The sequence below is a fragment of the Enterobacter sp. SENG-6 genome (assembly GCF_001605945.1).
GTDB lineage: Bacteria > Pseudomonadota > Gammaproteobacteria > Enterobacterales > Enterobacteriaceae > Enterobacter > Enterobacter cloacae.
This window is the reverse complement of the sequence record NZ_LOMM01000005.1, coordinates 118,392-142,547: the sequence shown is the minus strand read 5'-3', so window position 1 is coordinate 142,547 and position 24,156 is coordinate 118,392. Positions and strand designations below refer to the sequence as shown.

The window sequence follows — 24,156 nt, the reverse complement described above, 5'->3', positions numbered from 1 at the left end:
GGGGGGTTTCCCCCGCCATAATCTTGTTTATTTATTGTCTGCCGCGACGCGAATCACGACTTTGCCAAAGTTTTTGCCTTCCAGAAGGCCAATCAGCGCATCCGGTGCGTTTTCCAGCCCGTCGGTCACCTGTTCACGATAGTGGATTTTACCCTCCTGCACCCAGCGCCCCATCTCTTCCTGGAACTCTTTGATGCGGTGTCCGTAATCCTGGCCGATGATAAAACCCTGCATACGAATGCGTTTTTTCAGGATGGTGCCCATTAACAGCGGCAAACGATCCGGCCCCTCAGGCAGACCGGTGGCATTGTAGCCGCTCACCAGACCACATACCGGCACCCGCGCGGAGGTATTAAGCAGCGGGAGCACGGCGTCAAAGACCTTACCGCCAACGTTTTCATAATAGATATCAATACCGTTCGGGCAGGCGTTCTGAAGCTGCGTGGCAAAATCATCGGCATGATGATCCAGACACTGGTCAAAGCCCAGCACCTCAACGGCATGGCGGCATTTTTCTGCGCCTCCGGCCACACCGATGACCCGGCAGCCTTTGATTTTACCAATTTGCCCAACCGTCGCACCTACGGGCCCTGTTGCCGCGGCAACCACCAGGGTCTCACCCGCTTTGGGTTGCCCGATATCCAGCAGCCCCATGTAGGCAGTAAAGCCCGGCATTCCCAGAACGCCCAGCGCCCAGGAAGGATGGGAGGGATTTTCGCCCAGTTTGACCAGACCACTGCCGTCAGAGAGGTCGTACTCCTGCCAGCCGCTGTATCCCAGCACCCATTCCCCTGCTTTAAAATCCGGATGACTGGACTGCTCAACGCGACTGACCGTTCCGCCGACCATCACCGCACCAATTTCAACCGGCGGTGAATAGGATGGCGCATCGCTCATGCGGCCGCGCATGTACGGGTCAAGCGAAAGCCAGATCGTACGCAGCAGAACTTGTCCTGCCGCCGGTACCGGAACCGGCTGCTCTTCGAGACGAAAGTTATCCGCGACCGGCGCGCCGTGTGGACGCGAAGCCAGTACCCAGCGACGATTTTGCGAAACAGATTGATTCATCAGAGACTCCTTATGGTACAGATGTCCATTGATCCTGGCTCATGATCCGCCTGAGCGCCTTAACATTACGAGCCAGACTGGTTAAGACGAACCACCAGATAGACGCAGGGTTCATTGGTTTCGTTAATGAACCGACAGTCATTGGGCGGCCCGAGCTCCAGACAATCCCCGGCCTGCATTTCGTGGCGGGTGTCGCCTTCCTGAAAGACCAGCTCCCCGGACTGCAGCCAGATCAGCTGGCGGGCCAGCGCATAGGACGATGCGGGCATCGGCACATCGCTCCCGGCGGGCAGTTCAACCTGGACAAGATCGATGGGCAGATCGGTGCGCGGTGAAACGTGGCGGCGCAGGTAATGGGTTTGCGGATCGCGCCAGACGGGCTGGTTAACAAGGCGCAGCAGTTTACCCTCCTGCATCTCCGCTCTTGCTATCAGCGTTGACATGCTGATACCGAACGCGCCGGATAAGCGCGCAAGCAGCGTTGCCGTCGGGCTGCTGTCGCCGCGCTCAATTTTGTGGATCATGGCGCGCGAGACGCCTGCCCGATCGGCGAGTTCGCTCAGCGACCATCCGCGTGATTCGCGTTCAAGGCGAATTCTTGCGCTAATCCGTTGATTCATCGTGTCTGTTATGGTGTTCATGACGTCATACTATAGTGTATGAACGGTATTTCAATGAGGTTTTAATAACAAAAAAATCGGGCTTATACCGTAGCCATCTGTCCGGGTTGTTGTGTAATATCGTAGCAATAACGTAATAACATAGTAAACAACACATTCAGGGGTTCCATCATGATCGTTCGTCATGCCTGCAAAGAAGACTGCGCCGCTATTGGTGAAATTTACAACCACGCGGTGCTGCACACCGCCGCGATCTGGAACGATACCACGGTCGATACTGATAACCGTATTGCATGGTTTGAGGCCCGCACCCTCGCAGGTTATCCGGTTCTGGTAAGCGAAGAGAATGGCATCATCACCGGCTACGCCTCCTTCGGTGACTGGCGCGCCTTTGACGGTTTTCGTCATACGGTAGAGCACTCGGTTTACGTCCACCCGGATCACCAGGGCAAAGGCATTGGCCGTATGCTGATGAAGGCGTTGATTATTGAAGCCCGTGACATCGGCAAGCATGTGATGGTGGCGGGGATTGAAGCGCAGAACCACGCCTCTATCCATCTTCATCAGACGCTTGGCTTTGTTACAACGGGTCAGATGCCGCAGGTGGGCACCAAATTTGGCCGCTGGCTGGACTTAACCTTTATGCAGCTGCAGCTTGATGAGCGCAGCGATCCGGATGCGATTAAATGAACCAATCACTGACGCTGGCTTTTCTGGTGGCGGCGGGCATTGGCCTGGTGGTGCAAAATACCCTGATGGTGCGTATCACCCAGTCCTCCTCCACCATACTCATTGCGATGCTGCTGAACTCGCTGGTCGGCATTGTGTTGTTTGTCAGCATTCTGCTGTTTAAACAAGGGGTCGCGGGGTTTAGCGAGCTGGCATCCACGGTGCGCTGGTGGACGTTGATCCCCGGGTTGCTGGGTTCATTTTTTGTTTTTGCCAGCATCAGCGGTTACCAGAATGTTGGCGCGGCGACAACCATCGCCGTGCTGGTGGCAAGCCAGCTCATCGGCGGGCTGATAATGGACGTGCTAAAAAGCCATGGCATCCCGCTGCGGGCGCTGATCGGCCCGGTGTGCGGTGCAGTAATGCTGGTGGTGGGCGCGTGGCTGGTGGCCCGACGCCAGTTTTGAACATTACAGAATAACGCCGCCTTTGGTGAGCTGCTCCTGGCGCACCTCCATCTCTTCTTTATGCTGCTTACCGTGGTGCGATATCGCGGTACGCAGGCGCTGCTGCTGGGTATAGCGTTCTTCGCGGCTCAGCTCAGCATCATCGCTCAGTTCAATCAGCAGTTCGTTCATATGTGCAATGACGCTTTCGTCAATCGCGGCATCCACACGGGCGATAACTTCGTTTAAATGTGACATTGTCACTCCTTTTCATCTGCCCGGTGGCGCTGCGCTTACCGGGCCTACGGGGCATGAGTAGGCCCGGTAAGGCGTAGCCGCCACCCGGCTATAAAATGCTTAGTTCAGCTTCGCTTTTGAGAAATCACTGCCCATCAGGCTCACGCTGTAACCCGTGACGTTGCTGCGGGTTGCATAGAACGTTTTGCCGTTTGCCAGCGCAATCCACGGCGCCTGCTGATAGAAAATCTCCTGCGCCTGGCTATACAGCTTCGCACGATCGTCCGGGTTGCTGGTCAGTTTGGCTTTCTGCACCAGGGCATCATAATCCTTATTACACCAGCGCGCAGCGTTGGAGCCGGTTTTGATGCTATTGCAGCCCAGCAGCACATCGGCAAAGTTATCCGGATCGCCGTTGTCCGACATCCAGCCGAACAGCGCGGAGTCATGCTCGCCTTTACGCATTCCGGAAAGATACTCTCCCCACTCGTAAGAGACGATTTTGGCCTTCACGCCCACTTTCGCCCAGTCGCTCTGGATCATCTCGGCAATACGGCGGGAGTTCGGGTTGTACGGACGCTGTACCGGCATTGACCACAGCGTGACCTCCGCGCCCTTCTCCAGTCCGGCCTGTTTCAGCAGGGCTTTCGCTTTTTCCGGGTCGTAGCTGTAATCCTTCAGATCTTTATTGAAGCCCATCATATTTGGCGGAATTGGGGATTTCGCGACCGTACCGGAGCCCATAAAGACGGCGTTAACGATGGCCTTTTTGTCGGTGGCGTAGTTCAGCGCCTGGCGCACCAGCACGTTATCAAACGGTTTTTTCTCGGTATTGAACGCCAGATACCCCACGTTCAGCGCATCGACGGAGTGCAGCGTCAGGTTTTTGTTGTTCTTAATGACGTCAAACTGCACCGGAGATGGCGCAGGAATGATCTGGCACTCATTGGTTTGCAGTTTCGCCAGACGAGTCTCCACGTTTGGCGTGATAGAGAAGATCAGGTGTTTGGTCGGGACCGGGCCTTCCCAGTAGTTCGGGTTAGCCACATAGCGGATCAGAGAATCCACTTTGTACTGCTGGAGTACATAGGGGCCGGTTCCAATTGGCCAGGTATCGACGTTCTCAGGCGTGCCTTTTTTCAGCATCGCATCCGCATATTCGGCAGACAAAATGGAGGCAAAATCCATGCCCCAGTCGGCCAGGAAAGCGGCGTTCGGTTCACTGAGGGTGAACTGAACATGATAATCATCGACCTTTTTAACGTCCTGGATCAGCTTATCGAGGCCGACGTCGTTAAAGTATTCGTAATTGCCCTGCGACACATTGTGATACGGGTGTTTAGGGTCTTTCTGACGCATGACCGAGAAAATAACGTCATCGGCATTAAAGTCGCGCGTCGGTTTGAAGTATTTGTTGCTGTTGAACTTCACCCCTTTACGCAGCGTAAAGGTATAGGTCTTGCCGTCCGGTGAAATCGTCCAGGATTCCGCCAGAGACGGAACCGGGGTGTTTTTCACCGGGTCGAAATTGATCAGGCGGTTATAGAGTACCTGAGAGCTGGCGACGAATGACGGGTCTGAGCTGGCAATTTGCGGGTTGAACGACTCGGGGGACGCTTCAGAACAGTAAATAAGGGTGTCGTTGTTTGCCGCCCATGCGGCACCGGCTGGTAAAATAGCGCTCAGCGCAAGGGCGAGTAGTGTTTTCCCTGTAGACATGGTTATAACCCTGACAGTTTTATTATATAGGACAGTAATAACAGCACAGCCGCTATAAGCTGGCAAATAACGAAACACTATCAGGTTATTCTAAAGCCGCGTTTTTCGCTGGTTTTACAGCCAGTGCCGAAAAAGGTGATTTGTCTTAAGTTCCATTATCCGTCAAGCACAACCGTCACGATCTATGCCACAAGAAATCGGCGCTTTTAGCGTCTCTTCCTCCGTTTGTTTGCTTTCCGGTTTCGTTAAAGTAACGGTGTGAAGAAGTATATGGGATCAAATCGTGGCAAAAACTCTTTTACGCAGCGGTAATCTGGATGATTTTCAGGCCGTTGGCGGCGGCGGACAAGCCGTTTTTGAATCAGCGTTGCAAATACGTGAAGCACTCCGGTTGCGCAAACAGCAGGCCATTGTCGACTGTCTGGCCATTCCGCAGGTCAACGACGGCGGTGACCGCGTGGACTGGTACTCCCCGGTGGAAGGTAGCGTCACCAGCTGGAAAACGGCCAATGAAGATGACCGTTTTCGCGCCCTACGCTATCTGGAAAATACCCTTGCCAGCGTTGAATCGCTGAGTAAGAAATGCCTCCAGTCGCCTAAAACCGCACAACAGCTTTTTGGCTCCTTGCTGTCGAAAGCCTTCCAGTTCCCGAGCGAAAATTTCCTTTATCTGGTCGACGGTAAACCGGTCATTGCGTTCTGGGGATTTGTAAACCTGAACGAAAATGCACGCGATGACGTACTCGACTGCCTGCGCGAATCGCTGATCCCTGAGCCCGCGCCGGTGGTGATTGAAGATCCTGAACCGGAACCAGAACCGACCCCGGCCGTCACCTTTGAACACGCTGACGAACCTTTGATCGCCCCGGCCACGGTTGTGCGCATTACGCCTGAAGCGCTGTATGAGCCTGAGCCCGCACCCGCCGTTGCGCCGCCTGTTGAAGAGCCTGCTCCTGCGCCCGTCGTGAAAAAGCGTCGCGTGCCCTTATGGTCGCTGCCGGTTGCCGCTGTGATCGTTGCCGCCATTGCCGCCCCGCTGCTGTGGCCAAAACAGGCCCCTTCGGCAGAGCCCGTGCCAGCCGCCGCCCCGGCACCGCAACCCGTGGCGATTGCCCCAAAACCGATTAAAGCGGTTGAACCACTGGCGATGAACCTGCCGCTGCATCAGGCTGAGGTGGTAGAGAGTAAAGCGAAGGAACCCGATCCCGCTCCGGTGTCTGCCCCGGTGGTGATTGCCGCGATCCCGAAAGATGCCATGGTCATGGAGGCCGGTCAGGTCAAAGCGGGCTCGACGCGTTTCCTGAACGGCACCTGGCGCGCCATTCTTGACGTAAAAGATCCGGTGACCGGCAAACCGCCGTCACTGCGCTATCAGATCCAGAACAACAAAGGCTTCGCCCGTGTTGTGCATGGCGATAACGTTGTGTGCCGCGTAGAGGTTTTCTCCGGCCTGCACAGCAATGGCGAGCTGATGATTAAGAGTCGCGGCAATGCACGCTGCACAGACGGTTCCCGCTACCCGATGCCGGAAGTCTCCTGTAAAGCAGGCACCAGCGATGTCGCCGAATGCAATGCCCGTTATGATGCAAAAACCGTCGTTCCACTGACGTTTAAGAAAGCAGGTGCCTGATCCTATGCTGGTAAATCTTTGCGACTATAAACAGAGCGTTACGCTTATTGCCAACAGCGGTGTACAGTTCCTCGATTTCGGCCTGACCCCGCAGGACACCGCCAGCAACGGACGTTTCGTGCGTAAAACCGCGAACGGCCCGCTTTTGCGCCTTGATTTCGACCTGGTTAACGGGCGTTACACCCTGCCCGGCACGGACGGCGGCCAGCCTGAGGTGGTCAAGCCTGAGACAACCATCGCGCTGCATCAGTCCCTGGCCGTGCTGGATGGCGTCTGGCTCCCCGTTCCGTTCCTGCGTTTCAATCCCCCGCGTACCTTTGTTGACGGCCCGGACAACTGGGCGCGCGTTCAGGTCCGCAAGCTGGAGACGCCGGACACCGCAGGCAACACCCATCGCGTCACCCTCGCCCTCGACAGCCAGATTGCGGAGCATGCCACCTCCGCGCTGTCGCCGGTGGAAAACGACATCCTCAACGGGACCCGCTTCGCGCTGGCCTGGCGCGATGCCGAAGTAGAAAATTTCCTCGACCAGACGTGGATAGACGGCTGGCTGCGCGAAGCGTTCACGCAGTACGCCTCGGACGTTGAACACCGTTCAGAACGCGATCTGCAGCAGGCCATGCGCAGCTTTGAGTATCAGGCACACTGGCTGAATGTGCTGACCATGCTTGGTGAACAACTCACCGTGCCGGAAGTCAAATTTGTCACCCATACGCTCAGCACGCCTGCCATTCCGGTCGATTTGATCCTCGACGTGGGCAACACCCATACCTGCGGCGTGATTATTGAAGATCACGGCGACGCCAACGACGGTCTGCGCCAGACGGCCGAGTTGCAGGTGCGCTCTTTAAGCGAGCCGCAGTTCCTCAATGAGCCCCTGTTTACCAGCCGCCTGGAGTTCTCGGAAGCACGCTTTGGCAAACAGCACTTCTCGGTTGAAAGCGGTCGCGAGGATGCCTTCGTCTGGCCTTCTATTGTCCGGGTTGGCGATGAGGCGCGTAAGCTGGCCATGCAGCGTCTGGGGACCGAAGGTAACAGCGGTATCTCCAGCCCGCGTCGCTACCTGTGGGATGAGACGCCGGTGGTGCAGGACTGGCGTTTCAGCCAGATGAACAGCAAAACCCAACGCGAGCCGCTGGCGACCGCGTTCCCGCTGATGAACCTGATGAATGATGACGGCGAACCGCTGTTTACGCTGCCCCAGGACGAGCGTCTGCCGGTTTTCTCCCCGCAGTACAGCCGCAGCACCCTGATGACCCATATGCTGTGCGAGCTGCTGGCACAGGCGCTGGGCCAGATCAACAGCGTCGCCACGCGCTTGCGTCTGGGCTTCCCGGCGTCTCCGCGCCAGCTGCGCACGCTGATCCTCACGCTGCCCTCGGCGATGCCGAAGCAGGAGCGCGAGATCTTCCGTCGCCGCATGTTTGAAGCGATTGCCATCGTCTGGAAAGCGATGGGATGGCATCCGCAGGATGAAGACTTTGCCACCCGCAAGCAGCAGGATAAAAGCGTGGTGCCGGTGCCTGAGATCCAGATGGAGTGGGATGAAGCGAGCTGCGGGCAACTGGTCTGGCTTTACAACGAAGCGATCTCCCGTTTTGGTGGTCAGACGGAAGCATTCTTCGCCTCCCTCGCCCGCCCGGATCGTGAACCCGAACCTGGTGTCCAGCCGGGTCGCGCGCTGCGCGTCGCCTCTATCGACATTGGCGGCGGCACCACAGATATGGCGATCACCCACTATCAGCTGGATGACGGCTCCGGGAATAACGTCAAAATCACGCCACAGCTTCTCTTCCGCGAAGGGTTTAAAGTGGCCGGCGACGACACGCTGCTGGACGTTATCCAGCGCTATGTGTTGCCAGCCCTGCAAACGCAGTTGCAGAAGTCCGGCATTGCGGACGCGTCTCTGCTGATGGCGTCGTTGTTCGGTGACTCCGGGCGTATTGATACCCAGGCGGTATTGCGCCAGCAGACCGCACTTCAGCTCTTTATGCCGATCGGTCATGCGATCCTTGCCGCGTGGGAATCCAGCGACATTGACGATCCGCTGGCCGGTTTGCATGCCACCTTTGGCGATCTGCTGCCGCAGAAGCCGACCCGCAATGTGATGAACTACCTGCAGCAGGCTGTCGACCACGCTCTGCCTGCTGGCTCTGAAGCCTTCGACCTGTTTGCCGTGCCGCTGCATGTGAATTTCCGCGAAATGCAGGATGCGATGCTGGCAGGTCAATTCACGCTGGCCTCTCCGCTCCATGCGGTGTGCGAAGCGATCTCTCATTACAGCTGTGATATTTTGCTGATCACTGGTCGTCCGGGGTGCCTGCCGGGCGTGCAGGCACTGATCCGCCATCTCCAGCCCGTGCCGGTTAATCGCATCGTATGGCTGGATAAATACCAGGTTCATGAGTGGTATCCGTTCAGCCAGCAGGGTCGCATCGGCAACCCGAAATCGACCGCCGCCGTGGGGGCCATGCTCTGCAGCCTGGCGCTCGATTTGCGTCTGCCGCGCTTTAACTTTAAGGCGGCCGATATTGGCGCTTATTCCACCGTGCGCTATCTGGGCGTGCTGGATAACACCGTTAACACGCTGCGTGAGGAGAACGTCTGGTATGAGGATATCGACCTGGATAAACCTGGCGCAAAACTCGACGCCCGCCTGCATTTCCCGCTGCGTGGGAACGTCACGCTTGGCTTCCGCCAGCTGGCGAACGCACGCTGGCCAGCGACGCCGCTGTACACCCTGAGTATCAACTCGGCGGAACTGGCCAAAGCGATTGCTGGCGACGGCGTGCTGAACGTGCGGCTTAAGCTCTGCGGAGGCAGCAAGCACGAAGGCCCGGAATCTTTCGAGCTGAGCGACGCCTGGCTGCAGGATGGAACCCCTGTCCCACCTGACGCCTTAACCTTCAAACTGAATACCCTGGCCGATCGCCGTCATAGCGGTAGCCACTACTGGATCGACAGCGGGAGTGTATACCTGAAATGAGTGCAACGATGACCACCACGCAGGCCTTAATCGGGTGGATTAACGAGACGCGCCTGCACGCCCCGGTGCTGGATAACGATGCCGACGCCCTGCTGGCCCGTATCAATGCGGCGCAGGCGCGGGAGCAGGCCATTGAACAGGCCCTGACCCGGCGGAGCAGCATTGGTCTGTATGGCCACTCCCAAAGCGCCAAAGCGCATCTGTTGCTGTCCCTGTGCGGCAACGGTAACGGGCGGCTGAACGTTATTCCCGGGCAACGCACGTTCGACTACTTCTCACATATCAACCCGGGACATGCCCTGACCAACATGGCACTGCGTTTCACCACTGAAAGCGCGGCAGTGGACGATGAGGCTTTCCCGCTACGTCTGAGCCTGGTCACCGAGGCCGAGCTGGTGCAGCTGTTTATTGCCCGCACCACCTTACACCCGCAGATCCGCGCCGTGGATAAGGCCGTTATCGAGACGCGCCTTGAGAAGTGGCGCGGCCTGCGTCAGCCGCAGGGTGTACCGGGCATAACGGCGCAGGAAGTGGGCGCGATTGCCCGCTTCTGGCAGAGCACGGTACCTGCCGCCAGACAGCAAATTGATGATGTGCTGTGGCATCAGTTTGCGCAACTGGTGCCATCGCTTGACCTCACCACCCGGGCCAGCGTCTGGTCGCTTTTATGGGGTGAGCAACAGGAACTGACCCAGCAGTGGTTAAAGCTCGCCCATGTTCTGCACCAGACCAGCCACGCCAGCGAACTTGCCGCCCCGCTCAGCCTGCTGGTGGATAACTTTGGTCTGCCTGGCGAAGGCTTCCTGACCCATGGCACCTTTACCCTTCCGGACGCTCAGGAGACGCTGCTGCATCCCCTGAACAACGGCGAGATGCTTAATGCTATTAGCCTCCCCGTCGATGTACTGGCATTCCTGACGCGTGAACTGGTACTGCCTGTCGAGAGCAGCGCGCTGGATAACGTCGATATTATTGATATCCCGGTCTTTGCAGACAACAGCGCCGATCCGCTAAGCCAGGCCAAATGTCAGTGGCTGCTGGAACACTATCGCCAGCAGCTGCAGCCAGATGTGCTGGTGATCTGCAATGCGACCGCGCAGCACGACCAGACGGCAAAAAAAGCAAAGGTACTGATGAACTGGGTCAAAGAGACGCAGCCTGCGGAGGAGTCAGCCCTGCCGGGTCTGGTGTGGGCGATTACGCCTCACGACGCGCGTTTTACCACCCGGCAGAATCTCGATGAAGCAGTTCAGCATCTGCTGGGTAAACCGGGCCTGCGCTGGGGCACGCTGCAGGCGCTGGACAGCCACAGCATGCAGCGCGTCATCGAGTGGCTGTCACAGGCCACGTTACCTGCCCAGCGACAGAAACGTCTTAACACGCTGAAAACGGCGCTGCGCCAGGAGCTGTCAGCTTTAATGCACAGCTATCTGACACCACTGGTTGAGGAGCCTGCAGCAAGACGAACTCAGGCCGAGAACATGGTTCGTACCCTGCAAAGCAGCGCTGCCCGCCACGGCGAATTGCTCGAAGGGCTTCTGCCTCCGCTTAAAGCCTTCGAAACGCTTCTGGCCGTCCAGCAACCGCGCGAGGAGCAGGTCAACGGTCTGTTTACGGATACCATCGATCTGTTTGCCGATAATGCGCAGGAAAGTGCCAGCACGTTCCAGACAAAAGATAAAGCGCGCCTGGCGCATAAAGTGTGGATGAACCATTTGCGTCAGTGGAGTCGTAATGACGCAGCGGCCACACGCCTGGGTCTTGAGCCTGCGGTGTTACAGCAAATTGCCGAGGTTCTGGTGGTCGCCAGCTACCGTCTTAACCTGCCTCAGCAGCTTCAGCGTATTGTTGAAACCGACAAGAGCAGCGCCGCACAGCTGCATGCGGTGATAGGTAATTTCGTTGGCTGGCTGGGTTACGACCAGACGCCTGTTGCCGAACGTCCGGCAAGCCGTATCCGTAAGGGGCAGGCAATCTTTGTTACGCCCGTGGTTAGCTGCGCCGCGCCGCGCCTGACGCGTCTGGGGGAACAGCCTGTCCATGCGGCTACCGCATACGTTTACGACTGGCTGGTTGCCCTCTATAGCCGGGCAATAGAGAACATTGATTATCAGCACCCGCATGATGTTCAGCCTGACGCACGTCGGGCACTTCGGGCTTTAATCATGTAGCAGTCTTTGTTGCCGGGTGGCGCTGCGCTTACCCGGCCAACATTCCGCAACGATAATCACGCCGCCATACACTCCGCTAACGTCTGCGCCAGTGCCGACGGGTTTTCCCACGACATGGAGTGCCCCGCAGCAGGGATAATTTTGACCTCAACGCCCTTCTGCTTCAGGCGCTCCACATCGTCATCCGGTAAAGAGAGCTCGCCGAAAATCAACGTCACCGGGCAAGGTAGCGACAGAAATTGCGTTTCCCAGTCTGGCTCAACGCCCGCCACCAGGCTCGATGCGCCGCGCCAGACAGCATAAGGTGCATTACTTTGGAGGCACCCGGCCCACGCCGTTTTTTCTGCACAGAGCATGGCCTGATATCCCTGTTCCAGAAACTGCTGTTCCGTTTGTGCGGCAATCGAGCGGCTGAACATCCCACCCCCGGCATGAAAATTGGGTTCCGACACCATCAGCCCTTTAACACGCGATGCCAGCAGCCCCGCCGCTTCAATGGCGATGCTGCCGCCCATGCTGTGACCGTACAGCCAGAAGGCATCTAGCTTCAGATGATCCATCAGTTCAGTCACAACACGGGCCTGGTCGGTAGTTTTGTAGCTGTAGTGCTCAGGCTTATCGCTGTAACCGCTGCCGGGTAAATCGATGAGAATCGTTCTGCCCCCGCCAAACTGAGGGTCACGAACGACGCGGGGATATTCATAGGACGAGGCGCAGCCCAATCCGTGGATGAAGACGACGGGATCGCCGGTGCCGGGCAAATCATGCCAGCGGACGGTGCAACCCGCATGTTGCGAGTAAAAACTGTTCATAAGCACTCCTTTTACGATGCACTGTTTATTTATACAGTTATCGTGACGGGAATGCCATGTTCATCGTTTAAAAATGGAAGCGTGCTTCAGAAAAGCGAGACCAGCAGCGCAACGGGGAAGCTCATCGGCCAGGTCGACCCTACCAGAAACGCGCTGAGCAGGCGGATGCGTTTACGATCTTTAGACAGGAACCAGGTGATTAATGCGCAGATAGAAGCCATGATTGCGTAAAAAACCAACATCTTTTGATACAACGTCATTCTGTATTCCAGAGCCGAAAAAATAACCGCACGCAATATGCGTCATATGTTGATACAGATCAAGTTTTTTCGTTACACAATAACCACTTAAATAGTAAGGCTAATAACAAATGAGTATCTTACATAACAATCAATGAGGACTGGCAATAACATTCATTAATAACGTGCATTTAAAATGCACGTTTTGACAAATTCCCTCTCACGATACGGAGTCTAATAAAGACAGATATTCATGGGAGGCAACATGCTACGCATTCCACAGCGCTGTATTCATACCCGTTCCACCCCATTCTGGAATAAAGACACCGCCCCCGCCGGGATTTTTCAGCGTCATCTCGACACGGGTACCCGTCCGGGCATTTATCCTCGGCTGAGCGTGATGCAGGGTGCCGTGCGTTACTTAGGCTATGCCGATGCGTTGACTCCCGAGCCTGACAGCACATTAATTATCGAGGCCGGGCATTTCGGTGTTTTTCCGCCTGAGAAATGGCATCACATCGAGGTGATGACCAACGACACGCTGTTTAATATCGAGTTTTTCGTCGAGCCAGAGGTGCTGAAATCGCTTTAAGCAACTGACACTTAAGAGGAAACCATTATGCTACGCATTCCTGAGAATTTTGTTCATACCCGCTCCACGCCATTCTGGAACAAAGATACCGCGCCAAAAGCCCTCTTCACCCACCATAATACGAAAGCCAGCGTATATGGCCGTTTGTCGGTGATGCAGGGGGCGGTGCGCTATTTTGGCTTCCCGGACGCAGACGCGACCGAACCGGATCTGGAGCTGGTGATTGAAGCCGGATCGTTTGGTATCTCACCGCCGGAAAAATGGCACCGTATTGAACTTTTGACTGACGATACGTATTTCAATATCGACTTTTTTGCCGACCCCGACGTCACGCTTCAGGGCGCAGGCATCGGTAAAGTGGTCAATACACATAAGGAGTAACGGCGTGGGCAAATCAACTTACACCGTGACCGTTACCAACAACAGTAACGGTGTCTCGGTGGATTATGAAACAGAAACCCCAATGGAGTTGCTCATTCCCGATGTCGCCGCAAACGTAGTGAAAGATCTGGTTAATACCGTTCGCGCGTACGATACAGAAAATGAACATGACGTTTGTGGCTGGTAAAAAAACGCCCGGCAGTAGAAGCTGCCGGGCATGACTTCCTAGTGTTTTATCATCACATGGCGGACAACGGTATAATCCTCAAGCCCATATACCGACATATCTTTCCCATAACCGGATAACTTCATGCCGCCGTGTGGCATTTCGCTTACCAGCATAAAATGGGTATTCACCCAGGTGCAGCCGTATTGCAGACGCGCACTCAGCCGGTGAGCGCGCCCCACATCCCGGGTCCAGACGGACGAGGCCAGGCCATATTGTGAATCGTTAGCCCAGGCCAGCACCTGTTCTTCGTCGTCAAATTCGGTGACGCTCACCACCGGGCCAAAGACTTCACGTTGTACAATGGCATCTTCCTGTTTTGCTCCGGCCAGCAGGGTTGGCTGGAAGTAGTAACCTGCCCCCTCTTTTTTACTGCCGCCCGTCACTACGCGGATATGGCTGAGCGCTTTGGCCTCTTCCACAGCCTGACAGACGCGCGACAGATGCGCTTGCGAGCTCAGCGGCCCCAGCTCGGTAGAGGCCTCTTCCGGCGCCCCCATCTTCAGGCTGGCCACCGCTGCGCCCAGTTTTTCCACCAGCGCAGCATAAATGCCCTTCTGGGCATAAATCCGGCAGGCCGCAGTGCAGTCCTGCCCGGCATTGTAGAAACCAAACGTCCGCACGCCCTCGACGACCGCATCCAGATCGGCGTCATCAAAGACGATAACCGGTGCCTTGCCGCCCAGCTCCATGTGGGTACGTTTTATGGATGAGGCGGTATGGCCAATGATGTGCTCCCCGGTAGCAATTGAGCCGGTGAGTGACACCATGCGCACTTTCTCATGCCCGGTCAGCGGATCGCCTACCGTTTTTCCGCGCCCGAACAGCACGTTCAGCACGCCAGCCGGGAAAATATCCTTCGCCAGTTCGGCCAGCTTTAAGGCGGTCAGCGGCGTAATCTCAGAAGGCTTGATGACCACGCAGTTCCCGGCGGCCAGCGCAGGTGCCAGCTTCCACGCCGCCATCATCAGCGGGTAGTTCCAGGGGGCGATGGAGGCGACAACCCCGACCGGATCGCGGCGGATCATCGAGGTATGGCCGTCCAGATACTCACCCGCCGCCAGTCCGTTCAGGCAGCGGGCCGCGCCAGCAAAGAACCGAAACACATCGACCACCGCGGGGATCTCATCGCCCAGCGCGCAGTGCAGCGGCTTACCGCAGTTCAGGGATTCGAGTCTGGCAAACTCGTCGGCATGCGCTTCAATAACGTCAGCCAGTTTCAGCAGGCATTCGGCACGCGTTTTGGGCGTGGTTTGCCCCCACTGTGCGAACGCCCGATCGGCTGCCTGCACGGCCGCGTCGACCTGCGCGGCAGATGCTTCAGCAATCTCCAGCAGAACCTCTCCGGTGGCAGGGTTATAGACCGGCTGTTTTTCCCCCTCGCCGCTCACCAGTTCACCATTAATCAGCAGTCGTTTTTGCATAGCATTGTCCCGTTGAAATCAATGTTATTTCCCGCTCCCGGCGCTGTTCTCGCCGTCGCGGGTTAGCCACCAGGCTCCCAGAATGGGGAAGGTTGTCACCAGCATCACCAGCAGTGCGACCACGTTGGTGACCGGCACGTCACGCGGACGTCCGAGCTGGTTAAGCAACCACAGCGGTAACGTGCGCTCGTGTCCCGCGGTAAAGGTTGTGACGATAATTTCGTCAAACGACAGAGCAAACGCCAGCATGCCCCCGGCCAGCAGCGCCGACCCAAGATTGGGCAGGACCACGTAACGGAAGGTTTGCCAGCCATCGGCCCCTAAATCCATCGATGCTTCAATCAGGCTCCAGGAGGTGCGTCGGAACCGGGCAATCACATTGTTAAACACCACCACCACGCAGAACGTGGCGTGCCCGACAACGATGGTAAAAAAACCAGGCTCCAGATTGATGGTTTTGAAAGCGGTCAGCAGCGCCAGACCGGTGATGATGCCCGGCAGCGCTATCGGCAACAGCAGCAACAGCGAAATGGCGTTTTTGCCAAAAAACGCACTACGCCACAGCGCCGCTGCAGCAAGCGTGCCAAGTACCAGGGCAATAGCCGTCGCTAACGTCGCAATTTTAAGTGACAACGTCACGGAATCGATGATGTCGCCACGCCCCGCCGCCACGCTAAACCACTTCAACGTCAGCCCCTGCGGCGGGAAGCTGAAGGCCGCGTCCTCAGTATTAAAAGCGTAGATGGCAATAATCAGCAGGGGGAAGTGGAGGAAGATCACCCCGCCCCAGGCGGCCACTTTCAGGAACAACGGTGCGCGTTCAGAGTGCATCGAATGCTCCCAGACGTTTCACGAACGCCAGATAAAGCGAGATAAGCACAATCGGCACCAGGGTGAAGGCGGCAGCCATGGGCATATTCCCGATGGCCCCCTGCTGGGCATAGACCATATTGCCAATGAAATAGCCCGGCGGCCCTACCAGCTGTGGCACGATAAAATCACCGAGCGTCAGAGAGAAGGTAAATATCGAGCCCGCCGCGATACCCGGGATCGCCAGCGGCAGAACAACATAACGAAAGGTCTGACGCGGACGCGCGCCGAGATCGGCAGAGGCCTGCAACAACGAGGCAGGCAGCCGTTCCAGCGCCGCCTGCACGGGCAGGATCATAAACGGCAGCCAGATGTAGACAAAGACCAGAAACCGCCCCAGCCCGGAGGTCGATAACGTGTTCCCGCCAATCGCCGGGAGCGTCAGAACAGAGACCAGAATCGGCTCCAGCCCCAGATGGCTGAGAAACCACTGCGCCACGCCATCTTTCGCCAGCAGTAGCGTCCACGCGTACGCTTTGACGATATAGCTCGCCCACATCGGCAGCATAACGGCAATATAGAAGAACGCTTTCCATTTGCCGCTGGTGTAACGCGCCATATACCAGGCCATCGGGAAGGCCAGAATGGCGCTGGCGAGGGTGACCGCAATCGCCATCACCAGCGTACGGATGATGATGTCGTAGTTTGCCGGGTTAAAAAGTGCCTGAATGTTCGCCAGCGTCAGGTCCGGCGTCACCGACATGGTGAAATCATCAAAGGTATAAAAGCCCTGCCACAGCAGCGTAAGGAGCGATCCCAGATAGACGATGCCAAACCACATCAGCGGTGCCAGCAGCAGCAGGAATATCCCCAGCGACGGTTTGCGCCAGAAGTGCGCGGTCATGCGGCTTAGGGTACCGCGCGGTGCGGGAGGATGTAAGACGCTCATCGCCATTTCACCCTTCCTCATGCAGGCGGATCATGGCGTCGCGCGGCCATGACGCCAGCACCGCCTGCCCCGGCTCAACGCCGGTGTGCAGTGTGTCCGCGCTGAGATTGGCCTGGCTCACCAGCAGTTTTGCCCCCCCGGCAAGTTTCAGCTCCAGGCGCGTTGCCGCACCCTGATACTGGATAGCCTGCACCACACCTTCAACCTGAACCTCACCGCTCTCATTGAGGCGGATATGTTCCGGTCGAAGCGAATAAGCGCCCTGCATGCCGCACACTTTCTGCGCCAGTGCCGCATCGAAAACGTTCGAGGTGCCGACAAAGCTGGCCACGAACGGCGTACGCGGGCGCATGTATAGCTCACGCGGGGTATCCACCTGCTCAATGCGTCCGTTGTTGAAAACGGCGACCCGGTCGGACATTGACAGGGCTTCCCCCTGATCGTGGGTCACAAAAATGAAGGTGATCCCGAGTGCCTGTTGAAGTTTTTTCAGCTCGACCTGCATCTGCTCACGCAGTTTCAGATCGAGCGCCCCCAGCGGTTCATCCAGCAACAGCACGCGGGGTTCATTGACCAGCGCACGCGCAATGGCAACGCGCTGACGCTGGCCGCCAGAAAGCTGCGACGGCTTGCGCGCAATGGCAAAGCTCAGCCCGACCTTTTCCAGCGCCTCCTGCGCCAGTGCATGGCGTTTTTTCTTGTCGGTGCCTTTGACCATCAGCCCGTAAGCGACGTTATCGAGAATCGACATATGCGGAAACAGCGCGTAGTCCTGGAACACCGTATTGACGTCTCGCTCCCACGGAGGAAGCTCACTCGCTTCTTTACCGAAGATTGTGATCGCCCCGCCGGAGAGTTGTTCAAAACCGGCGATCAGCCGAAGGCAGGTGGTTTTGCCGGAGCCCGACGGCCCCAGCATGGAGAAAAACTCCCCGTCACGAATGGCAATGCTCACCCCATCCACCGCCCGTACGTCGCCGTACAGACGGGAAACGTCATTAAACTCTACCGCGTACGTCATGTTCTGCTCCCGGATGATTAACGGCCACCCATGATGGCGATGTAATCCTGCGTCCAGCGGCTGTAAGGCACATATTTGCCGCCTTCGGCGATCGGGGTTTTCCAGAACTTGATTTTGTCAAAGGCGTCGTAACCGTTGGTTTCACAGCCTTTCTCACCCAGCAGCGTACTGGCCTTACACCCTTGCGCCACCACCGGCAGAGAGCCAAACCACGCCGCCAGATCGCCCTGCACTTTTGGCGTAAGCGACCAGTTCATCCATTTGTAAGCACACATCGGGTGTTTTGCCTGCGCGTGAAGCATAGTGGTGTCTGCCCAGCCCGTGACGCCCTCTTTCGGGAAGACGGTCGCGATCGGCTGGTTTTCGGCTTTCAGGGCATTCGCCTGGTATGGCCAGGCGCTGGACGCCACCACGCCTTCATTCTTAAAGTCACTCATCTGTACGGTGGTGTCATGCCAGTAGCGGTGGATCAGGGCGTGCTGATCGCGTAGCACTTTCAGAACCGCAGCGTACTGTTCTTCCGTCAGCTGGTAGGGGTCGTTAATACCCAACTGGGGTTGAGTGGCCTTCACAAACAGCGCCGCATCGGCAATGTAAATCGGCCCGTCATAGGCCTGCACGCGGCCCTGGTTGGTTTTACCGTCCGGTAAGTCCTGTTTTACAAACACCACGCTCCAGCTGTCCGGCGGTGTCGGGAAGGTTTTGGTGTTGTACATCAGCAGGTTTGGCCCCCACTGATACGGCGTGCCGTAGACGTTGCCGCCCACGTTAAACCATTCACCTTTAACGAGGCGCGGGTCGAGGGTTTTCCAGTTGGGGATGAGTTCCGGGTTAATCGGCTGAACGCGTTTGCCCATAATCAGACGGAGCGACGCATCTCCTGACGCGGTGACCAGGTCATACCCGCCTTTCGCCATCAGGCTCACCATCTCGTCCGACGTGGCGGCGGTTTTGACGTTTACCGCACAGCCGGTCTCTTTTTCAAACTGGGTTACCCAGTCATAATTTTTATCCGTTTGTCCCCGCTCGATGTAACCCGGCCAGGCAATAATATCCAGCCGACCCTCTCCGTCGCCAATCGCTTTCGGTGGCTCGGCGGCTTGCGCGGTCATTATGGCCATACCAAGCGCACACAGGCTGCTGCGGGCAAATTTTTTGCTCATAAACATTACTCCAGTCGCAATGAAAATTTAGCGGCAGCCGTGCCGTAAAAATATCTCCCTCATTAAACGTAGACCGCGCAAATGCCCCGCACCGTGCGGCTTAAGGAAATTTCATCAAGGTGTGACCGAGGGCGCATTCCCCGTTAACTGGATTATAGACAAGGGGTTAGGCGTGAGAGGTGGTATGCAGTTTTCGTATGATGCGACGCAGCAAAATGGTCGCCGCGGCGGCAAAAAGATAAGCAATGATTATTTAGCGAGAGACCTGAATCGTTATTTCAACATGCTGCTGATTAATTTCCCTAACTGAATAACGGCCTGCTCTTCCCGCTCTCCCCATGCCCAGGAGGTATTAAAACGGAAAAAGGGTGTCCAGACATCTGAGGTAGAAAACATCTTGCCTGGGGCAATACTGATGTGATGGCGTAACGCCTGTTCGCTTAACAGTCCTGCATCCAGCTGTGCCGGAAGCTCCAGCCACAAAAAGTAGCCGCTATCGTTATGATGGATTTTGACGCCCGGCGGCATATGGCGCAAAAGTGACTGCCACGCCTGCTGTTTACGCTCGGCCAGCGTACGTCGCAGGCGGCGAAGATGGGCGTCGTAGCGTTTGGTCGCGAGGTAATCCACCAGCGCCAGCTGCATCGGGGAGCTGGTAGAGAGCGTGCTCATCAACTGAAGCTGCTGAATGCGCCGCGCATGCTTACCCGCCGCTACCCAGCCGATACGAAAACCGGCCACCAGACATTTCGAAAACGAGGAGCAGTGCAGCGTCATGTCCTGACGATCCCATGCTTTCGCCGGGAGCGGCTTTTCACGGCCAAAATAGAGCTCGCTGTAGACATCATCTTCAATCAGCGTGACGTTGTGCCTCGTCAGCAGCGCCACAAGCTGCGCTTTTTTCTCCGGGCTGAGCGTAAAGCCAAGCGGATTTTGACTGTTGGTCATTATCCAGCAGGCCTTGACCGGGTAGTCATTCAGCGCCTGTTCAAGCGCATTGAGATCGATCCCCTCGCGCACGTCCGTCGCAATCGACAGGGCCTTCAACTTCAGGCGTTCCAGCGCCTGCAGCGCGCCGTAGAAACAGGGGTTTTCGACAATCACCCAGTCCCCCGGCTCGGTCACCGCCTGGAGACTCAAGTTCAGCGCTTCGAGCGCGCCTGCGGTGATCACGATCTCCTCCGGTGAGATATTCATCCCCTGCTGTGCATAGCGGCGGGCAATGGCGTGGCGCAAATCGACATTACCCGGCGGCAGGTTTTCAATCACGCTCATCGCCGTCGCGGTTTTGCTGACGTTAGCCAGTGAGCGGTTGAGTTGCTGAAGCGGGAAAAGACGCGGGTCGGGAAAGGCGGAAGCGAAAGGAACAACCGACGGGTCGCGGCTGGCCTGCAGAACGTCGAAGATATAAGTGTTGATGTCCACCGCTTCGTCGCGCATGACCTGTGCAGGTGGCGCTGGCTGTTGTGCGGTCGGGCGCGAGGCAACGTAATAGCCCGACTGCGGTCTGGCGACAATGCGCCCCTGACTTTCCAGCATCTGATACGCGTGGCCCACGGTCATAAAACTCATGCCGCTGCTCGCCACCTGCTCTCGCAGAGAAGGCAGCTTATCGCCCGGCAACCATACGCCAAGCTCAATCTGCGAGATAATTTGTTGCGCCAGACGCTGGTATTTTTTCATCAGATTCTCCTTATTGCGGACAGTGTATATCAGCAGGAGAAAAAGAGAAGATTTTGCTAACTGTTATGGTTTATGAAATGAATTACTTACGGTACTCGGTCACATGATTGTGTGCGAGACGCGCCGCGGCCAGATGGTCGAGTGTAATCATTGGCGATTTGCAAAAGATGCATTTTGCGCCGAAGGGATTTTTCTCAGACACATCAAAGGCTGAAGTACGGTACTGCGAGCCATGACAGCATGGGCAGCGAAAATGGATATAAGAAGTCATAGGATTCTCCTGTAAACGTAAAAACGTAAATTACTCATGAGCCGATCAGGCGATAATGGTTTGAAACAAAACTAATCGGAATGTAGATAAAGACCCAAGAGAGGCTGCGGAGAGGCACAACGTGATGAGAACTGCTTTATAAAACTACGTCAGATATTTATTTGGACTCAAAACCAGAAGACCATTAACGCACGGTGCCGACGACAAAGCAAGCGGTTTAATGCATAAAATTCATTAAAAAAATATTTTTATGCCCTATAAGGAAGTATATCAGATGGCAAAAGCGGGAAGTTTTTTCCAACTGTTATAGTTAAATTTCGCATTTCTGCGTCTGATAGTCTGATCTGCGCCTCTGTACCATAACAGCACACCGTTTGACATTGAGGCTGTGCATGTTTGGTTTAGATGCTTTTCACCTTGCACGGATACAGTTTGCCTTTACCGTATCCTTCCACATTATTTTCCCGGCAATCACTATCGGCCTGGCAAGCTATCTTGCTGTGCTTGAAGGGCTGTGGCTGAAAACAAAAAATCCGGTCTGGCGATCGCTGTACCACTTCTGGTCCAGGATTTTTGCCGTTAACTTTGGCATGGGCGTGGTCTCCGGGCTGGTGATGGCGTATCAGTTTGGCACTAACTGGAGTGGATTTTCGCAGTTTGCGGGCAGCATTACCGGTCCGCTTCTGACCTATGAAGTGCTGACCGCCTTTTTCCTTGAGGCCGGATTCCTCGGCGTGATGCTGTTCGGCTGGAATAAAGTCGGACCTGGGCTGCACTTCTTCGCCACCTGTATGGTAGCGCTGGGGACAATTATCTCCACCTTCTGGATCCTCTCCTCCAATAGCTGGATGCAGACCCCACAGGGCTATGAGATCATCAACGGGCAGGTCGTTCCGGTAGACTGGTTTGCCGTGGTCTTTAACCCCTCCTTCCCGTATCGTCTGCTGCATATGTCGATAGCCGCCTTCCTCAGTAGCGCCCTGTTTGTTGGCGCATCGGCGGCATGGCATCTGCTGCGCGGAAATAATACGCCTGCCATCCGCGCTATGTTTTCTATGGCGCTGTGGATGACCCTGATTGTGGCCCCCATCCAGGCAATGGTCGGTGATATGCACGGGCTGAACACCTTAAAGCATCAGCCTGCCAAAATCGCCGCCATTGAGGGGCACTGGGAAAACCCACCGGGGGAACCTACCCCGCTACTGCTGTTTGGCTGGCCAGATATGGAACTGGAGCGCACCCGTTTTGGCCTGGAGATCCCCGCTCTTGGCAGCCTTATCCTGACGCACAGTCTGGATAAACAGGTTCCGGCGCTCAAGGAGTTCCCGAAGGAAGATCGTCCAAATTCCACCATTGTCTTCTGGTCGTTCCGCATTATGGCGGGCTTAGGCATGCTGATGCTGCTGCTCGGCGTGGTGGCGCTTTGGTTGCGCTATAAAAAGTGCGTTTACACCTCGCGCCCCTTCCTGTGGTTTGCCCTGCTGATGGGGCCTTCAGGGTTGATCGCCATACTGGCCGGATGGGTGACCACCGAAGTAGGACGCCAGCCGTGGGTCGTCTATGGGCTTCAACGTACCCGGGATGCGGTATCCGCCCATGGCGATCTGCATATGAGCGTCAGTTTGCTGGCTTTCTTCGTCGTTTACACCTCGGTCTTCGGCGTCGGTTACAGCTATATGGTGCGCCTGATTAAAAAAGGACCTCAGCCTCACGAATCGTTCGCCACCGAGGCCGATGGACGTCCGGCACGCCCGCTTTCCGCAGTTACCACTGGCAATAAGGAGCAGCCATAATGGGTATCGATCTTTCCATTATCTGGTTTGTCATCATCGTCTTCGCGACGCTGATGTATATCGTGATGGACGGTTTTGATCTGGGGATCGGCATTCTGTTCCCGATGACGCAAAAACCGGACGATCGCGATGTGATGGTCAACAGCGTCGCCCCGGTCTGGGACGGGAATGAAACCTGGCTGGTGCTGGGTGGCGCTGCCCTCTTCGGTGCCTTTCCGCTGGCCTACGCGGTGATTATCGATGCCCTCACCATTCCGCTGACATTAATGCTGATCGGTCTTATTTTTCGTGGCGTGGCGTTTGAGTTTCGTTTTAAAGCAACGCCAGCGCACCGTCCGTTCTGGGATAAAGCCTTTATTGGCGGTTCACTTCTGGCGACGTTTACCCAGGGCATCACGGTGGGTGCCGTCATAAACGGGTTTGCAGTCACCGGGCGTGCCTATACCGGCGGTCCCTTTGACTGGTTTACCGCGTTTAACCTGTTCTGTGGCGCGGGTCTGGTGGTGGCCTATGCGCTGCTGGGCGCCACCTGGCTGGTGATGAAAAGTGAAAATGCCCTGCAACAGCGGATGCGCGAAGTTTCTAAAATGCTCTTAATTGTGCTGCTGGCCGTTATCGCGGCGATCAGTCTCTGGACCCCGCTGGCGCACCCGGCCATCGCCGCGCGCTGGTTTACGCTGCCGAACCTGTTTTATCTGTTGCCGGTTCCGGCTCTGGTCGTCCTGCTGAGCCTGTATCTGTGGCGCTGCCTGAATAATCGGCAAAGCCATAACCGGCCATTTATCCTGACGCTGGGGCTTATTTTTCTCGGCTTTAGCGGGCTTGGGATCAGCATCTGGCCGCATATTATTCCACCGTCGATCACCCTGTGGCAGGCGGCCGCGCCGACACAAAGTCAGGGCTTTATGCTGGTAGGTGCGTTGTTGATCATTCCCGTGATTCTGGTCTACACCTTCTGGAGTTACTACGTATTTCGCGGAAAAGTACAGCATGGGGAGGGTTATCACTGATGCAACAGCCTGTCTGGAAACGATTGCTGTGGCTGGCCATTATCTGGGGCGGCAGCGTACTGGCGCTGGCGGCTGTCAGTATGTTCTTCCGCATGCTGATGACGGCCGCCGGGTTTAAATCTCACTGATCTTGTCCCGGGCAACCGCTGCGTTGCCCGGTCTTCTTCCCGCACTTTCAGATAAACCCCATTAACGCACGCCAGCGTATCGTTACACTGGTAAATGATTCACAGTAT

24 protein-coding genes are annotated in these 24,156 nt (G+C 56.4%); 11 read left to right on the top strand and 13 right to left on the bottom strand.

Features of this window, described 5'->3' with window-relative positions; translation table 11 throughout:
- Window positions 1–27: 27 nt before the first annotated feature.
- Window positions 28–1,068 carry an NADP-dependent oxidoreductase gene (locus AX755_RS03645; RefSeq protein ID WP_058651299.1) on the bottom strand — a complete coding sequence of 347 codons (1,041 nt, stop codon included), beginning with the start codon at window positions 1,066–1,068 and terminating at the stop codon, window positions 28–30.
- Between the two features lie 65 nt (window positions 1,069–1,133).
- Window positions 1,134–1,709 (bottom strand): helix-turn-helix domain-containing protein, encoded by a 576-nt coding sequence (locus tag AX755_RS03640; RefSeq protein ID WP_062856306.1) that lies wholly within the window; start codon window positions 1,707–1,709, stop codon window positions 1,134–1,136.
- Between the two features lie 150 nt (window positions 1,710–1,859).
- On the opposite strand from AX755_RS03640, the gene AX755_RS03635 reads away from it, so the two are divergent.
- Both AX755_RS03635 and AX755_RS03630 read left to right on the top strand, forming a co-directional pair.
- On the top strand, window positions 1,860–2,378 hold the full coding sequence (locus tag AX755_RS03635) for a GNAT family N-acetyltransferase (protein ID WP_013096485.1): 519 nt from the start codon (window positions 1,860–1,862) through the stop codon (window positions 2,376–2,378).
- The gene (locus AX755_RS03630; RefSeq protein ID WP_023621252.1) at window positions 2,375–2,824 is read left to right on the top strand and encodes a DMT family transporter; all 450 of its coding nucleotides are present in this window, start codon (window positions 2,375–2,377) and stop codon (window positions 2,822–2,824) included. The genes AX755_RS03635 and AX755_RS03630 overlap by 4 nt, the downstream gene beginning before the upstream one ends.
- A gap of 3 nt (window positions 2,825–2,827) precedes the next feature.
- Here AX755_RS03630 and AX755_RS03625 read toward each other — a convergent pair whose 3' ends face one another.
- Complete coding sequence (locus tag AX755_RS03625; protein WP_062856304.1) at window positions 2,828–3,061, bottom strand: YdcY family protein; 234 nt, start codon at window positions 3,059–3,061, stop codon at window positions 2,828–2,830.
- A 99-nt stretch (window positions 3,062–3,160) separates the two neighbouring features.
- Window positions 3,161–4,759, bottom strand: a complete 1,599-nt coding sequence (locus tag AX755_RS03620; RefSeq protein ID WP_062856302.1) for an ABC transporter substrate-binding protein — start codon at window positions 4,757–4,759, stop codon at window positions 3,161–3,163.
- 283 nt (window positions 4,760–5,042) lie between these two features.
- Here AX755_RS03620 and AX755_RS03615 point away from each other — a divergent pair, with 283 nt between their 5' ends.
- From AX755_RS03615 to AX755_RS03605, 3 genes are read left to right on the top strand one after another with little or no spacing between them, the layout of a single operon-like run.
- Window positions 5,043–6,389 carry an SrfA family protein gene (locus AX755_RS03615; RefSeq protein WP_045903043.1) on the top strand — a complete coding sequence of 449 codons (1,347 nt, stop codon included), beginning with the start codon at window positions 5,043–5,045 and terminating at the stop codon, window positions 6,387–6,389.
- A 4-nt stretch (window positions 6,390–6,393) separates the two neighbouring features.
- Window positions 6,394–9,375: a virulence factor SrfB gene (locus AX755_RS03610; RefSeq protein WP_062856301.1), complete on the top strand. Its 2,982-nt coding sequence runs from the start codon at window positions 6,394–6,396 to the stop codon at window positions 9,373–9,375.
- Window positions 9,372–11,546 carry a virulence factor SrfC family protein gene (locus AX755_RS03605; RefSeq protein ID WP_062856299.1) on the top strand — a complete coding sequence of 725 codons (2,175 nt, stop codon included), beginning with the start codon at window positions 9,372–9,374 and terminating at the stop codon, window positions 11,544–11,546. Before AX755_RS03610 ends, AX755_RS03605 begins: the two co-directional genes overlap by 4 nt.
- A gap of 56 nt (window positions 11,547–11,602) precedes the next feature.
- Here the strand turns inward: AX755_RS03605 and AX755_RS03600 are convergent, their stop codons facing one another.
- Both AX755_RS03600 and AX755_RS03595 read right to left on the bottom strand, forming a co-directional pair.
- The gene (locus tag AX755_RS03600; protein ID WP_062856297.1) at window positions 11,603–12,358 is read right to left on the bottom strand and encodes an alpha/beta fold hydrolase; all 756 of its coding nucleotides are present in this window, start codon (window positions 12,356–12,358) and stop codon (window positions 11,603–11,605) included.
- Between the two features lie 86 nt (window positions 12,359–12,444).
- Window positions 12,445–12,618, bottom strand: a complete 174-nt coding sequence (locus tag AX755_RS03595) for a GhoT/OrtT family toxin (protein ID WP_013096478.1) — start codon at window positions 12,616–12,618, stop codon at window positions 12,445–12,447.
- Window positions 12,619–12,862: 244 nt separating this feature from the next.
- Between AX755_RS03595 and AX755_RS03590 the strand changes: the two genes are divergently transcribed.
- Genes AX755_RS03590 through AX755_RS03580 form a run of 3 tightly spaced genes read left to right on the top strand, consistent with a single transcriptional unit; the run spans window position 12,863 to window position 13,757 of the window.
- Complete coding sequence (locus AX755_RS03590) at window positions 12,863–13,189, top strand: DUF1971 domain-containing protein (RefSeq protein ID WP_047023121.1); 327 nt, start codon at window positions 12,863–12,865, stop codon at window positions 13,187–13,189.
- Between the two features lie 27 nt (window positions 13,190–13,216).
- Complete coding sequence (locus AX755_RS03585) at window positions 13,217–13,570, top strand: DUF1971 domain-containing protein (protein WP_047023120.1); 354 nt, start codon at window positions 13,217–13,219, stop codon at window positions 13,568–13,570.
- Between the two features lie 4 nt (window positions 13,571–13,574).
- Window positions 13,575–13,757, top strand: coding sequence for a DUF1869 domain-containing protein (locus AX755_RS03580; protein ID WP_023621263.1), 183 nt, complete (start codon window positions 13,575–13,577; stop codon window positions 13,755–13,757).
- 38 nt (window positions 13,758–13,795) lie between these two features.
- Here the strand turns inward: AX755_RS03580 and patD are convergent, their stop codons facing one another.
- The 7 genes from patD to ymcF form a co-directional block, all read right to left on the bottom strand.
- Entirely contained in the window at window positions 13,796–15,220 is a 1,425-nt protein-coding gene (patD, locus tag AX755_RS03575) for an aminobutyraldehyde dehydrogenase (RefSeq protein WP_023621156.1), read from the bottom strand.
- A gap of 24 nt (window positions 15,221–15,244) precedes the next feature.
- Window positions 15,245–16,051, bottom strand: a complete 807-nt coding sequence (locus tag AX755_RS03570; RefSeq protein WP_062856295.1) for an ABC transporter permease — start codon at window positions 16,049–16,051, stop codon at window positions 15,245–15,247.
- Window positions 16,041–16,985 (bottom strand): ABC transporter permease, encoded by a 945-nt coding sequence (locus AX755_RS03565; RefSeq protein WP_013096475.1) that lies wholly within the window; start codon window positions 16,983–16,985, stop codon window positions 16,041–16,043. Before AX755_RS03565 ends, AX755_RS03570 begins: the two co-directional genes overlap by 11 nt.
- Before the next feature lies 1 nt (window position 16,986).
- On the bottom strand, window positions 16,987–18,000 hold the full coding sequence (locus AX755_RS03560) for an ABC transporter ATP-binding protein (protein WP_062856293.1): 1,014 nt from the start codon (window positions 17,998–18,000) through the stop codon (window positions 16,987–16,989).
- Window positions 18,001–18,017: 17 nt separating this feature from the next.
- Window positions 18,018–19,163, bottom strand: a complete 1,146-nt coding sequence (ydcS, locus tag AX755_RS03555; protein ID WP_014832084.1) for a putative ABC transporter substrate-binding protein YdcS — start codon at window positions 19,161–19,163, stop codon at window positions 18,018–18,020.
- Window positions 19,164–19,436: 273 nt separating this feature from the next.
- The gene (locus AX755_RS03550) at window positions 19,437–20,846 is read right to left on the bottom strand and encodes an aminotransferase-like domain-containing protein (protein ID WP_020689183.1); all 1,410 of its coding nucleotides are present in this window, start codon (window positions 20,844–20,846) and stop codon (window positions 19,437–19,439) included.
- An 82-nt stretch (window positions 20,847–20,928) separates the two neighbouring features.
- On the bottom strand, window positions 20,929–21,117 hold the full coding sequence (ymcF, locus tag AX755_RS03545) for a cold shock small protein YmcF (RefSeq protein WP_020689184.1): 189 nt from the start codon (window positions 21,115–21,117) through the stop codon (window positions 20,929–20,931).
- A 392-nt stretch (window positions 21,118–21,509) separates the two neighbouring features.
- Here ymcF and AX755_RS03540 point away from each other — a divergent pair, with 392 nt between their 5' ends.
- Genes AX755_RS03540 through AX755_RS03530 form a run of 3 tightly spaced genes read left to right on the top strand, consistent with a single transcriptional unit; the run spans window position 21,510 to window position 24,048 of the window.
- Window positions 21,510–22,910 carry a cytochrome ubiquinol oxidase subunit I gene (locus AX755_RS03540; protein WP_058684639.1) on the top strand — a complete coding sequence of 467 codons (1,401 nt, stop codon included), beginning with the start codon at window positions 21,510–21,512 and terminating at the stop codon, window positions 22,908–22,910.
- A complete protein-coding gene (gene cydB, locus AX755_RS03535; RefSeq protein WP_062856292.1) occupies window positions 22,910–23,920 on the top strand; it encodes a cytochrome d ubiquinol oxidase subunit II in 1,011 nt (336 codons plus the stop codon). Before AX755_RS03540 ends, cydB begins: the two co-directional genes overlap by 1 nt.
- On the top strand, window positions 23,920–24,048 hold the full coding sequence (locus AX755_RS03530) for a DUF2474 domain-containing protein (RefSeq protein WP_013096467.1): 129 nt from the start codon (window positions 23,920–23,922) through the stop codon (window positions 24,046–24,048). The genes cydB and AX755_RS03530 overlap by 1 nt, the downstream gene beginning before the upstream one ends.
- Window positions 24,049–24,156 lie beyond the last annotated feature (108 nt).